9 protein-coding genes are annotated in these 12,725 nt (G+C 59.6%); 2 read left to right on the top strand and 7 right to left on the bottom strand.

Annotated features, from left to right (window positions below; translation table 11 throughout):
- Nucleotides 1-43 precede the first annotated feature (43 nt).
- The 4 genes from IG168_RS11025 to phhA all read right to left on the bottom strand — a co-directional run bounded on the left by IG168_RS11025 (nucleotide 44) and on the right by phhA (nucleotide 4,716).
- Complete coding sequence (locus IG168_RS11025; RefSeq protein WP_193164450.1) at nucleotides 44-1,246, bottom strand: cation:proton antiporter domain-containing protein; 1,203 nt, start codon at nucleotides 1,244-1,246, stop codon at nucleotides 44-46.
- 135 nt (nucleotides 1,247-1,381) lie between these two features.
- Entirely contained in the window at nucleotides 1,382-3,007 is a 1,626-nt protein-coding gene (locus IG168_RS11020; protein WP_193164449.1) for an aminotransferase class V-fold PLP-dependent enzyme, read from the bottom strand.
- 79 nt (nucleotides 3,008-3,086) lie between these two features.
- A complete protein-coding gene (locus IG168_RS11015; protein WP_193164448.1) occupies nucleotides 3,087-3,563 on the bottom strand; it encodes an Lrp/AsnC family transcriptional regulator in 477 nt (158 codons plus the stop codon).
- Nucleotides 3,564-3,900: 337 nt separating this feature from the next.
- Nucleotides 3,901-4,716, bottom strand: coding sequence for a phenylalanine 4-monooxygenase (gene phhA, locus IG168_RS11010; protein WP_193164447.1), 816 nt, complete (start codon nucleotides 4,714-4,716; stop codon nucleotides 3,901-3,903).
- 245 nt (nucleotides 4,717-4,961) lie between these two features.
- Here phhA and IG168_RS11005 point away from each other — a divergent pair, with 245 nt between their 5' ends.
- Nucleotides 4,962-6,389 (top strand): TyrR/PhhR family helix-turn-helix DNA-binding protein, encoded by a 1,428-nt coding sequence (locus IG168_RS11005; protein WP_193164446.1) that lies wholly within the window; start codon nucleotides 4,962-4,964, stop codon nucleotides 6,387-6,389.
- A gap of 20 nt (nucleotides 6,390-6,409) precedes the next feature.
- On the opposite strand, the gene IG168_RS20830 is transcribed toward IG168_RS11005, so the two are convergent.
- Complete coding sequence (locus IG168_RS20830) at nucleotides 6,410-6,736, bottom strand: DUF962 domain-containing protein (RefSeq protein WP_319024694.1); 327 nt, start codon at nucleotides 6,734-6,736, stop codon at nucleotides 6,410-6,412.
- 173 nt (nucleotides 6,737-6,909) lie between these two features.
- Between IG168_RS20830 and IG168_RS10995 the strand changes: the two genes are divergently transcribed.
- Entirely contained in the window at nucleotides 6,910-8,133 is a 1,224-nt protein-coding gene (locus tag IG168_RS10995) for a CaiB/BaiF CoA transferase family protein (RefSeq protein ID WP_193164444.1), read from the top strand.
- A gap of 203 nt (nucleotides 8,134-8,336) precedes the next feature.
- Here the strand turns inward: IG168_RS10995 and IG168_RS10990 are convergent, their stop codons facing one another.
- The gene (locus IG168_RS10990; protein WP_193164443.1) at nucleotides 8,337-10,868 is read right to left on the bottom strand and encodes an Ig-like domain-containing protein; all 2,532 of its coding nucleotides are present in this window, start codon (nucleotides 10,866-10,868) and stop codon (nucleotides 8,337-8,339) included.
- Nucleotides 10,869-11,251: 383 nt separating this feature from the next.
- On the bottom strand, nucleotides 11,252-12,652 hold the full coding sequence (asnS, locus tag IG168_RS10985; protein ID WP_193164442.1) for an asparagine--tRNA ligase: 1,401 nt from the start codon (nucleotides 12,650-12,652) through the stop codon (nucleotides 11,252-11,254).
- Nucleotides 12,653-12,725: the final 73 nt, after the last annotated feature.

Here is a 12,725-nt window from a genome sequence, read left to right as displayed (position 1 = left end):
AGAAAAGGGGCCGCTTGGCCCCTTTTTTGTAATAACTCCCAGCTCAGTCTCGCCGCAGGTGGTCCTTGACGGCAATCGGGTTGGGAAAATTCATCACCACGATATAGGACGAAACCAGGAAGGTCAGAATGGCGGTGGCCTGGATCAGGTGTGCCGCCTCGCTGCCGATCAGCTTGTGGTGCAATGACAGGAAGGCGATCAGCAGGGAGAACTCACTGATCTGGCCGAGCCGGAACCCGATATCCCAGGCGAGTACCTTGTGTTCGCTCTGGTTGCCGAGCAGGTAGCGGAACACCACCGGCTTGATCACCAGTACCGCCAGCGCGGCAATCAGCGCGGGCACGGCGATGATCGGAACCATGGCCAAGTTGAACTGCGCCCCGATACTGAAAAAGAACAGGATCAGGAAAAAGTCCCGCAACGGTTTGAGGCTCAGGGCGATGTACTGGGAGATCGGACTGGTGGCGAGAGTGATACCCCCGATAAAGGCGCCAATTTCCCGCGATAGCCCGAGTACTTCTGCCAGTTCCGCCATCCCCATGCACCAGCCCACCGCCAGCAGGAATACGTATTCGTGGAAGCGGTCGAAGCGGGTGAACAGGGGCAGCAGCAGGTATTTAACGATTGCCCAGGCGAACAGGGCCAGCAGAGGTAGCGCGGCAAACGACAGGCCGAGCTGGGCCACGTCCACATGGCCGGTACTGCCGCTGAGCAGGATCATCAGGCAGGCAATGGCGACAAAGTCCTGGAACAACAACAGGCCCACCATCAGTTCGCCGAGATGCTTGTGGTGCAACACCGTGGTCGGCAGTAATTTGATGCCGATGATGGTGCTGGAAAACATCATCGCCATGCCGATCACCCAGGACTCGATGCCGGTAAACCCGAACAGGTGCCCGATGCCGAAACCCAGTCCGAGGAACAGGCCGCAACTCACTATGCCCACGAAAGTGGCTTTGCGCAGCACGGACATGAGTGCCTGTGGTTGCATATCGAGGCCGAGCAGGAACAGCAGGAAGATGATGCCGACATTGGACATGTCGGCCAGCAGCTGCACATTGTTGATTACAGCGAAACCGGAGGGGCCGAGCAGCACCCCAAGCGCGATGTAAGCGACCAGCAGCGGCTGGCGCCCGAACAGTGCCAGCGACGCCAGCAGGGCCGCACCACTGAAGATCAGGAAAAACGACTGGAATAGCGAAGTCTCTGCCACTGCTCGTCCTTGGGTTGTGGGCCTTTCCTCCATTATCCATGGTTGGCCGCGCGGCGGAAACCATGGAGGGCGGCAGAAGTGACCGCCGCGGCACACAGACCGTTGTTGCGATCCCGGCAGGGGATTCACAGGTGTGTCCGCGACGGGGTTTCTGCGGGCAGGTTTTTCTCAGAGATTAAACCAGCGCAGATTCTCGGCTTTTGACGACAGGATGGGTTGTTCGCAGATTTCGCCTGCGGGGCTCTGCAGAATTTCCCGCGCCTGCTGCAGGTAGTCACCCAGTGGAGTCTCGACTTTTGCCGGGCGGCTATCTACCGGATCCAGGCTCAGTTGCAGTACCGGCTCACCGGCCTGGCCCTGGTAGCGCCAGACACCCGCCTGGGCATCGTATTGATAATAGGGCAGCAGCTTATGGCCCTGCTCGGCAATGATCTCCACGGCCTCGATCAGGTAGTCGACGGTTTCCTCGTCGAGGAAGTAATTGAAGTTCAGGCGCACCCAGCCCGGCTTCAACAGGCTTTCGCCTTCGCTGACCACCTGCTCGAGCGCCTCGCTCTGCTCCGGGGTCAGGTGCAACAGGGAGTGCCCGTAGGGCCCGGCACAGGAGCAGCCGCCACGCACCTGGATACCGAACAGGTCGTTGAGCAGCGCGACGATAAAACCGTGGTGCAGGGGCTTGCCGTCTTTCAGTATGTGCATGGAGACAATGCTGACCCGCGGCAGGTGCGTGCCGCCGAGAATTTCGATATTGGCGTTGTCATTCCAACGGGTGAAGGCGCGATCCAGCCACTTGGCTTCCCGCGCCTCAATCACCTCTGCGCCAACCTGGTCCTTGAGCGCGAAGACCAGCCCCGCGCGTACCGATTCGACAATGGCCGGAGTGCCGGCCTCTTCGCGACGCTCGCCGGCGGGCAGGTAGGTGTGCTTTTCCGGGCCGACCCAGGAGACGGTGCCACCACCGGGTACTGCGGGTTGCTCCTGCGGCAACAGTGAACGCCTGACGATCAGCAGGCCGGGTGTACCCGGGCCGCCGACAAATTTGTGCGGGGAAATAAACAGGGCGTCTTTACTGCAATCTTCACCTTTACCCTGTACGTCGATGTCCACGTAGGGGGCGGCGGCAGCGTAGTCCCAGAATGACAGGGCGCCGCGACTGCGCAGCAGTCGGGTGACGGCGTCCACATCGGTGCGGATCCCGGTCACGTTGGAGGCCGCAGAGAAGCTGCCGATTTTCAGCGGGCGCGCGCTGTAGAGATCGAGAGCCTCTTCCAGCGCCTGCAGGTCCACGCCGCCTTCGGCGTTCTGGGGGATGGTCACGACATCGGCGATGGACTCACGCCACGGCAGGTCATTGGAATGGTGCTCGTAGGGGCCGATAAATACGACCGGCCGCTGGTCCTGGGGAATCTTGCCCGCGTCGGCGCCGAAGCGCTCGTAGCGGGCCGCGCGCAGGCCGAGACTGTCGACCAGGCGATTGATGGCGGCGGTGGCGCCGGCGCCACAGAAAATTACCGCGTGCTCTTCACCGGCATTGACTGACTTGCGAATGGCCGCGCGCGCCTGCTCGCGATAGGCCGTGGTCTGGCGGCCGGTGGCGGAAGTTTCGGTATGGGTGTTGGCATACCAGGGCATGACGCGATCGCGGATCGTATCTTCAACAAAAGTCAGCCCGCGCCCGGAGGCGGTGTAATCGGCATAGATCAACGGGCGGGTGCCAAAGGGGGTGGCGAGCGGGAGTCGCTCGCCGATAACGCTGTCGCGAATCCGCGCGAGCAGGGTTTCAGTGGGGTTCATGCTTACCTCAACAGTACTTCGTTATTCTGATTTGCACTCGGAGTTTACGCGAGAGCGGCGCGGTGCGCTCCCGCGAAGTTCATTGCTGTTCGAGAGGCGGAATGGGCAGTTCGGTCGTGCTCTTGATCTGCTCCATGGCGAAGTTGGAAACGATATCGCTGATGCCCACGTGGCGGATCAGCTCCTTGTAAAAGCGATCGTACGCGGCAATATCGCTGACCACGATACGCAGCAGGTAATCGTAGTCCCCGGCCATCCGGTAACAGTCCACGACCTCCGGCAACTGCGCCATTCGCTCGGCAAAGGCCTCGGCCCACTCGGGAGTGTGCTGGTCGGTCTTTACCTGGGCGAATACCGAAACCGGTAGTCCCAGAATCTCAGCGTTCAGCAGCGCCACCTTGCGCCGGATAATGCCGCTCTTCTCCAACTTCTGAACCCGGCGCCAGCAGGGGGTCTTCGTCAGCCCCACGCGCTCGGCCAGCTCCTCGATGGAAAGGCTAACATCTGATTGCAGGATGGCAAGAAGTTGTCGATCAATTGCGTCTAGTGAGGACATTGTTCTACAAAGCTCCCTAAAATGCGGGGCCGTGTATCCCTGGGCGACGATTTGGCGCCTTCACTGGCAACAAAATACCCCTGTCGATTTCAGCGGAGTGCGGTAATCCGACTTTGCCTCGACGCAGACCCTGTATTGTCGGGTCTTGCGGGATAGTTGGGCTCCCACTCCACACGCCAATGTAACGATAGGCTCCGAATGCAGGCGCTGGTAGTGGAATTTTCCACCGACAGTGGCGGGTCGGGTTGATGGGAAGGTGGGGGAGTTCGCGGTTGTGGTGGGGAGGCTGAAACCGGGCGCCCGCGGGATTCGCGCGGGCGCCACAGCTTTTATGCCGCTATGCCGCGTCTTTCGGGGGGAAGCGCGGTTCGAACAGTCCGAGTTCCATCGCCTGGTGGACTTTCGCCATCAGGTCGATTTCCGTCAATTCCTGCAACTGCTGCAGATCGTTCAGCACATAGTAAATCGGCTGGACTATGTCGATCCGGTAGGGCGTGCGCAGCGCATCCAGCGCATCAAAATCGTAGCGCGACGGTTCGCCGCTCAGCGCATAGAGAGTTTCCTTGGGCGAGGACAGAATGCCACCGCCATAGATGCGCAGGCCATCGCTGGTCTGCAGCAGACCAAACTCAACTGTAAACCAGTAGAGGCGGGCCAGGTAGGCGCGCTCCTTGGGGCTGGCGCTGAGGCCCAGCTGGCCGTATTTCTCGGTAAAGTTGGCGAAGGCGGGGTTGGTGAGCATGGCGCAATGGCCGAAAATCTCGTGGAAGATATCCGGCTCCTGCAGGTAGTCGAACTCTTCCGGGGTGCGGATAAACGTCGCTACCGGAAATTTGCGGTCTGCCAGCAGTCCGAAAAAAGTTTCAAACCCGATCAGTGCCGGCACCCGGGCTACTTCCCAGCCGGTTTCACGGCGCAGCACAGCACTGATTTCTTCCAGTTGGGGGATTCGATCCCGGGGCAGGTCGAGAAGCTCGAGGCCGTTCAGGTACTCGTCGCAGGCGCGCCCCGGAACAACGTCGAGTTGGCGCTCGATCAGGCGTTGCCAGGTCTGGTGCTCGATATCGCTGTATTCGATAAAGCCGCTGGCATCTGGCTCACGGGCCACGTATTTGCTGGGTTTCTTGCCGCCTTTTGACGTTTCGCTTTTCATAGGACTCTACTCCTGGCAGTGCCGCCGCTCGCTCGCGATTGCGTGGGGGAGGGGGACTCGCCTCGTCATTTGTTGTTATAGCTTCCCTATTTTTAGGCCGGGGGCGCCCGGAAAGGGAGGGCTCCGACTGCACTCTTGAGCTCGGTATCGCGCCAGCGCTACACTTTCTGTAAATAAATGTTTACAGGTGGCCTGTGAGAGTTGAGATTACTTGCGCTAATCGTGTTGGCATCCTTTCGGAAATCATGCAGATCTTCGGCGATTACCGCATAAACGTGACCTCGGGAGAGCTCGGTGGTGATAGCGGCGATAAGGTCTATCTGTCTGCCCCCTCAATGCTGGACACCCAATATCGGGCCATCGAAAAGTCTCTCGCGCGCGTCCCGGGCGTCCGGCGGGTCCGACGGATTGCGCTGATTCCGTCGGAACGGCGTCACTTCGAGCTGGATACCTTGTTGCGGCATGTGGCCGAGCCGGTGTTGTCGGTGGACCGGGAGGGGCGGGTGGTCGCTGCCAACCTTGCCGCCGCTCGCGCCTTTGGCGTCAGCCTGGATCGTGTGCCGGGTCTGCAGTTGCAGCGCTTTCTACCGCTGTTACAGGTGGCGGAACTGCTGCGGGACTTCGCCGTGCCGCGCTACGGCATGCCGGTGACAGTGCGCGGGCGGGCCTACCAGCTCGAATGGTTGCCAATCGCACTGACGGAGGGGGGCGCTGGAGCGGCGGGCACTGCCGGGGTCGAGTCATTGGCCGGGGCCGTGCTGACCATGCAACCCTCGGATGCACCGACGGCGTTGAGTGAACCGCCCACAATCAAGGCTCTGTGGGATTTCGATCGCCGGCGCGACTGCTGCCTGCAGTTGCAGGACATGGCGGCGCTGCAGTCGCCTTTGCTGATTCGCGGGGAGCGGGGCAGTGGGAAAAGTACCTTCGCCAGCGCATTGCACTACCTTTCGCCGCTGGCCGTCGGTGGGGATTGCTACCATTTTCCGGTGGCAGACGGCCGCGGCGCGCTGGCGCTGCCGGATCGGTGGCCGGAGCGCGGTACCGTGGTTCTGGACGATCTGCATCGATTGCGGCCGGAGGCCCAGCAGCAACTGGCCGGGCGGCTGCAGACACTGCCGGCGCAATTGCGGCCGGTGGCAACCTGTGAGCAGCGCGCCGAACTGGCGCCGGCACTGGCCCAGTATTTTTCTAGCCTTGTCCTCAACCTGCCGCCGCTGCGCACAATGCGACCAGCACTGGCGCGTTTTGCCGGGGCGGTTCTGCGCGAGCGCGCGAAAGATGGGGAGACTCTCGGAGTGGACGCAGAGGCGGCCGCGGCTCTGGCACTGCACGACTGGCCGGATAATTTCATCGGTTTTGTCGACTTCCTAAGTGCGGCGGCAGATCGCTGCCATCGTCGCGGTGGCAGTGCGATCGGCCTGGCGGATCTACCGGCGCTGGAGTCACGTTCGCTGTTGCCGTGGCGGGAATGGAGTCGCGGGCTCAGTTACCGTGAGGTGATGGAGCGGGTAGAGCGGGCGCTGCTGGAAGAGCTGCTTGAGGAACAACTGTCGACCCGGGCCCTGGCCAAGCGGTTGGGGATTTCCCATACCGCGGTGGCGAATAAATTGCGCAAGTACGGCCTGACGAGCGCGGCGAAGGGAAACCGAGAAGATCCGGTGCCGCAGTGAGCGGCGCGGGTATGCCAGTGTCAGCGATTGATGCGGCCGAGCAACATATCCTTGAACATCACGAAGTCACCCCAGAGGCTGTATATGGGGTTTTTGAAGGTGGCGGGTCTATTGTGCTCGAAAAAAAAGTGGCCTACCCAGGCGAACCCATAACCGGCAAACGGTACCGCCGCGAACCAGAGAGCGTTGCCGCTGATCAGGGCGGTGATGATAAAGGCGATCACCAGTGTGGTGCCGACAAAGTGCAACCGGCGACAGGTCAGGTTGCTGTGCTCTTCGAGGTAAAAGGGATAAAACTCGCTGAAGGAGTGAAATCGCTTTTCAGTTCCCTTTTGTTTATTGCTCACGGTGGCTCCGGTGTTTTCACTCGCGCGCTCGGTGGACGTCGCTGACATGCTGGGATCCTTGTTATTGTTTGCGGACATTCTATGGCGAAAGCCGTGGGGCTCCAAGTGCGGCGCGGCGTGTGTGAATCTGGTAGGCTGCGGCAAAAATTTTCCGGATAACAGCTGAGGAAGTTATGGCAGGTCCGCTATCCCATCTGAAGGTTCTCGATCTAAGCCGAATTCTCGCCGGTCCCTGGGCGAGTCAGGTATTTGCCGACTTTGGCGCCGAGGTGATCAAGGTCGAGCGGCCCGAGCGCGGAGACGATACGCGCCACTGGGGCCCTCCCTACCTGAAAGACCAGCAGGGGGCTGACACGGCGGATGCCGCCTATTATCTCAGCGCCAATCGCGGCAAAAAATCCATCACGATCGATATTACCCGGCCCGAGGGCCAGGCGCTGATTCACAAGCTGGCGACCCAGTGCGATATCGTGCTGGAGAACTACAAGGTCGGCGGCCTTAAAAAATATGCCCTCGACTATGAATCCCTCAAGGCGATCAATCCCGGCATCATTTACTGCTCCATCACCGGTTTCGGCCAGACGGGTCCCTACGCCAGGCGGGCGGGCTACGATGCGATGATCCAGGGCATGGGCGGCCTGATGAGTATCACCGGAGTGCCTGAAGGACAGCCGGGCGCAGGGCCGCAGAAAGTGGGTGTGGCGGTGGCGGACCTGATGACCGGCATGTACGCGGTCTCCGCGGTGCTGGCTGCAGTGGTTTACCGCAATGAAACCGGCAAGGGGCAACATATCGACCTGGCGCTGCTGGATACCCAGGTGGCCTGGCTCGCCAACCAGGCCCAGAACTACCTTCAGTCCGGCAAGAGCCCCCAGCGCCAGGGTACCGGCCACCCGAATATCGTCCCCTACCAGGCGGTACCCTCGAGAGACGGTTACTTCATGCTGGCAGTGGGTAACGACGAACAGTTCAAGCGCTTCTGCCACATTGCCGGTCTCGACGGTATTGCCGAACAGTCGGCATATGCGACCAATTCGGCCCGCGTACTGGCGCGGGACCAGCTGGTGCCGCTGGTCGAAGAGGCCACGCGCCGGCACGACTCGGCCTGGTGGCTGGAAAAGCTGAGCGATGCCCATGTGCCCTGCGGCCCGATCAATACGCTCGACCAGGTCTTCGCCGATCCGCAGGTCCAGGCCCGGGGCATGGTACTGGAGCAGCCCCACCCGCAGGCCGGTACTGTCAAAACCGTGCGCAACCCGGTGCTGTTTTCTGAATCAGCGCTGGAGTACGAACAGGGGCCGCCGGTGCTGGGTGAACACACCGAAGAGGTTCTGCGCGAGCTGCTGCACAAAAGCCCGGACGATATCGCCGCACTCAAGCAAGGCGGCATTGTTTGATGAAAAAGAGCTGCCCCTGGATTCTGCTACTTTCACTTTCACTTTCACTTTCACTTTCATCCGAAAACTCTTTGCGAGGATTCGGGCACTTATTTGATTGATTGGGCCCATAGTCAGCTATAAAAATGCCCCGCGTTGCGGGGCATTTTTATAGGACGTTCATTTTGATATGCGCGGGCAGGGTGCTCGCACAGACTCGGAGATTATCGGGAGCTGATTGCCCGCTCTCCCGTTTGCAGTTCAACGATGACAAGTGCGCTCAGCTCGGCGTCGGCGACCAATACCCGGTTGTTAGCGTTGTCCAGCGCAAAGCCCCAGGGAATTCCGAAGTCTGGGCCGGTGCTAGTGCCTTTGCCGGAGAGAATGGTACGGTTGCCGCTGTCCAGATCCACTGCCACCAGAGCGCGCAGCTCTTTGTCAGAGACCAGCGCCCGGTTATTGGTGGTGTCCAGGGCAACGTCGACGGGGGCGATCAAAGCCGAGCCGCTACCGGAACTTTTGCCCGAGAGAATGGTGCGGTCGCCGGTATCGAGATCCACCGCTATCAGTGCGTCAAGCTCATTATCGGCAACCAGTACCCGGTTGTTGGCGCTGTCCAAGGCAAGGCCAAGCGGGGTGCTAAAAGCCTCACCGGAGCCGCTACTACTGTCAGAGAGGATTGTACGGTTACCGGTGGCGAGATCTACCGAGACCAGTGCGCCCAACTGGGCATCAGTTACCAGCGCACGATTGTTGTCGTTGTCAAGAGCAAGAAAGAGAGGGAGATTGAATCTTGGCCCGGTACCGGTGTTTTCATCTGAAAGAATCGTGCGGTCGCCGGTTGCGAAATCTATTATCAGAAGCGCCTTCGAATCGGGCTCGAGAGCCAGTACGCGATTTCTATCACTGTCTACCGCGACATTGCTGATGGCCGTAGGGGTCGATCCAGTGTTGGCAGCGGAAAAGAGGCTGCGGTCACCGCTGCCGAGATCGACAGTCACGACCCCATCGATCTTTTGACCGGTGACCAGGGCGCGGTTATTGCTGCTGTCGATAGCAACCCCGAGCGGGGATTCAAAAGCCGCGCCGTTGCCTGCGCTGCCGTCAGGGAGAGCAATACGGTTGCCGGTATCTAGATTGATCGATAGGAGTAGCCCACTATCGATATCGGTAACCAGCGCGCGGCTGTTGGCGGCATCCAATGCTATGGCGACGGGTCTTGTAAGCGCCGCACCGGTACCGGTCCCATTGTCGGAGAGAATGGCTCGGTCGCCGGTGGCAAGATCGACAGCGGTTAATCTGCCGTTGCCGTAATAGTACTCGGGGACAAGGACTCGGTTATTGGCGCCGTCTAGTGCCAGACCCCAGGGGGAATCAAAGCCGGAACCGCTGCCGGTGCTGTCGTCAGAGAGGATAGTACGGTCGCCGGTATTTAGGTCCACCGCCACCAGGGCATCGAGGTCGGTATCGATAACTAGCACTCGATTGTTAGTGCTGTCGAGAGCAAGGTCATTGGGGGCAATGAATGCTGTGCCGGCGCCAGTGCTATCGCTGGATAGAGCGGTGCGGTCACCGCTGGCGAGGTTGACTACCATGAGAGCGTCCAATCCAGAGTCGATAACCAGCGCCCGGTTATTGGCGCTGTCCAGCACAAGGTCGTTGGGGACACTGAATGTCGTGCCGGCACCGGTGCTGTCGTCGGATAGAATGGTGCGATCACCGCTGGCGAGATTCACTGCTACCAGAGCGTCCAGACCAGCGTCAACAATCAGCGCCCGGTTATTCCCAATGTCCAATGCTACAGCCTGAGGATCGTCAAAGGCCGCACCATCGCCGATACCGCCGCCGGAGAGGGTGGTGCGTCGGCCAGAATCCAAGTCGACAGCCACCAGTGTTGCCAGCTGATTATTTATAACCAGCGCGCGGTTATTGTCACTATCCAGCGCGATGTCATATGGGTCTTCTAGAAAAGGCTGATAATTAATCTGGTGTAAAATCTGCCCGGTATTTCCCGATGCATCCTCCCAAACGATCTTGAGTTCTTCAGAACTGAGCCGTGGATCGACAGAAATCTGGGTGCGCCATCGATGAGGTTCTTTCACATCGAAGGTGGCGAAGATATCGTTGACGGACAGGGTACTTACGTCGCTGGCCAGTACCTGATTGTCCTCTTCGTCGATCAGAATACCGGTAACGCTGGTTTTGTTGATAGATTCGCCGAGATTGGCGTTGGGCGTCGGGTAGGAGACCTTGGCGACGATCTTTGTCTGATCGGTAACCGAAACAACTACAGCTCGCTGGTCGGTGCCGCCCTTTCCATCGGAAACTTCGATCTCCACTTCGTAGTCATTGTCCCCGTTTACATCGGCTGGCTTTTCAAAATCCGGGGCTGATACAAAGGAGAGTGCGCCGTTACCACTTTCAATCTTAAAGAGGGCTTGGTCAGCCCCCGACAGGGTGAAAGTCAGGGTATCGCCGTCGGCATCAGAGGCTGTTGCGATGTAACCGGTATCGGTATTGTTTTCCGCTGTGGTAGCGGAAGTACCGGAGGTGAATGAAGGGAGCTGGTTGGCGGTGCCGCCGCTATTACTTCCTCCGTCACTACTGCCACCGCCGCCACCACCACAGGCGGCGAGTAGAGAGGATGTGAGAAATACGGGGACGAGGAATCTAGGGGGCATAAGTTGATCCTTGTACATAAATCCATTTAAGGGGCGCGAAGTCCATACGCCGCCTGCAAAAAGCCGCCGCATCATAGCAGGCCGGTTTTTAACCTAACAAAGATCGAAATGTGATCTGGCTCACAGATAAGGTCGAATATGCGCTATATGTAATGGCGTGTAATGGCTGGCGCGGTGTGACGCAGGAAGGGCGGTTTAATTCATTAGCGGAGTAGCCCGGATGGAGCGCTGCGGAAGCACGGGAATATCCGTACCAGTTGTTTTTACGCGGGCGGGGATGCTGCTCTGTGGTGCCTGGGTTCTGGCCTGCGCCGGAATGACGAGGGAATAGTTGTGGAGTAGCCTGGATGTAGCGCAGCGGAATCCGGAAATTGCTGATGGTCCCTGTGCCGGAAGAGCGAGAGTATTACAGAGCAGAAAACCTCAAAAAAAAGCCCCGCAATGCGGGGCTTCGTTTTTTAGAAGGCAATATTTTTCGGCGTACGCGGGAAGGGAATCACATCGCGGATATTGCCCATGCCGGTGACATAGGAAACGATGCGATCGAAGCCCAGGCCGAAGCCGGCGTGCGGGACTGTGCCGTAGCGGCGCAGGTCGCGGTACCAGTCGAGGTGTTCCTTGGAAATTTCCATTTCGTCCATGCGCTCGTCGAGTTTCTCCAGGCGCTCTTCGCGCTGGGCGCCACCGATGATCTCACCGATACCCGGGGCCAGTACGTCCATCGCCGCCACGGTTTTGCCGTCGTCGTTCATGCGCATGTAGAAGGCCTTGATGTCCTTCGGGTAGTTCATGACGATAACCGGCTTCTTGAAGTGCTGCTCGGCCAGGTAGCGCTCGTGCTCGGAGGCCAGGTCGATGCCCCAGGAAACCGGGAACTCGAACTTCTCTTTGCACTTCTCGAGGATTTCGATCGCCTCTGAATAGTTGATGCGGGCGAAGTCGTTCTCGATGATGTTTTCCAGGCGAGAGATGGCTTCTTTGTCGATACGCTGGGCGAAGAAGGCCATATCGTCGGCGCGCTCTTCCAGCACTGCCTTGAAGACATACTTCAGCATTTCTTCGGACAGGTCGGCGATATCCGCCAGGTCGGCAAAGGCGATTTCCGGTTCCACCATCCAGAACTCCGCCAGGTGGCGGGTGGTGTTGGAGTTTTCCGCGCGGAATGTCGGGCCGAAGGTGTACACCTTGGACAGCGCCAGGCAGTAGGCCTCCAGGTTCAGCTGGCCGGATACGGTCAGGTAGCTCTCCTCGCCGAAGAAGTCCTTGGAGTAGTCCACGGCTCCCTTGTCGGTCAGCGGCAGGTTGGCCTGGTCCAGGGTGCTGACGCGGAACATCTCGCCGGCGCCCTCACAGTCGGAGGCGGTGATGATCGGCGTGTGCACATAGTTGAAACCGCGCTCGTAGTAGAAGCGGTGGATCGCATGGGCGATGCAGTTGCGCACGCGGGCGACGGCTCCGCTTACATTGGTGCGCGGGCGCAGGTGGGCGTGTTCGCGCAGGTGCTCCATGGTGTGGCGCTTGGGTGACATGGGGTAGGTGTCCGGATCCTCGACCCAGCCGACCACGTGCACTTCGCTGGCCAGCAGTTCGATGGACTGGCCCTTGCCCTCGGAGGCCTTGATGGTGCCGGTGATATCCACGGCGCAGCCGGTGGTCAGGCGCAGCACTTCGGATTCGTAATTGTGGAGGCCGGACTCGACCACTACCTGGATAGGGTCGAAACAGCTACCGTCGTGTACGGCCAGGAAAGATAGGCCGGCCTTGGAGTCGCGGCGGGTACGGATCCAGCCCTGGACGCGGGTCTCACTGCCTTCGCGGCCACTGGATTTCAAAAGGGTATCTACAGACTCAACTTGCATTGTTCTCGCTTACCTGAGCTCACGGCGAATTGCACAAATAATCGCCAATCCGCGGTCGATGAATGTCGGCGGG

This window comes from Microbulbifer hainanensis (assembly GCF_014904735.1).
Classification (GTDB): Bacteria; Pseudomonadota; Gammaproteobacteria; order Pseudomonadales; family Cellvibrionaceae; genus Microbulbifer; species Microbulbifer hainanensis.
Note: the sequence above shows the minus strand (reverse complement) of the source record. Positions and strands in the feature narration are given on the sequence as shown.

Bases quoted from the DNA above. Each gene is read 5' to 3' on its own strand.
- IG168_RS11015 (WP_193164448.1), bottom strand. From the start codon at position 3,563: ATGTCCTCACTAGACGCAATTGATCGACAACTTCTTGCCATCCTGCAA.
- asnS (WP_193164442.1), bottom strand. From the start codon at position 12,652: ATGCAAGTTGAGTCTGTAGATACCCTTTTGAAATCCAGTGGCCGCGAA.
- IG168_RS11020 (WP_193164449.1), bottom strand. From the start codon at position 3,007: ATGAACCCCACTGAAACCCTGCTCGCGCGGATTCGCGACAGCGTTATC.
- IG168_RS10990 (WP_193164443.1), bottom strand. From the start codon at position 10,868: ATGATGCGGCGGCTTTTTGCAGGCGGCGTATGGACTTCGCGCCCCTTA.
- IG168_RS10995 (WP_193164444.1), top strand. From the start codon at position 6,910: ATGGCAGGTCCGCTATCCCATCTGAAGGTTCTCGATCTAAGCCGAATT.
- phhA (WP_193164447.1), bottom strand. From the start codon at position 4,716: ATGAAAAGCGAAACGTCAAAAGGCGGCAAGAAACCCAGCAAATACGTG.
- IG168_RS11025 (WP_193164450.1), bottom strand. From the start codon at position 1,246: ATGGAGGAAAGGCCCACAACCCAAGGACGAGCAGTGGCAGAGACTTCG.
- IG168_RS11005 (WP_193164446.1), top strand. From the start codon at position 4,962: ATGCAGATCTTCGGCGATTACCGCATAAACGTGACCTCGGGAGAGCTC.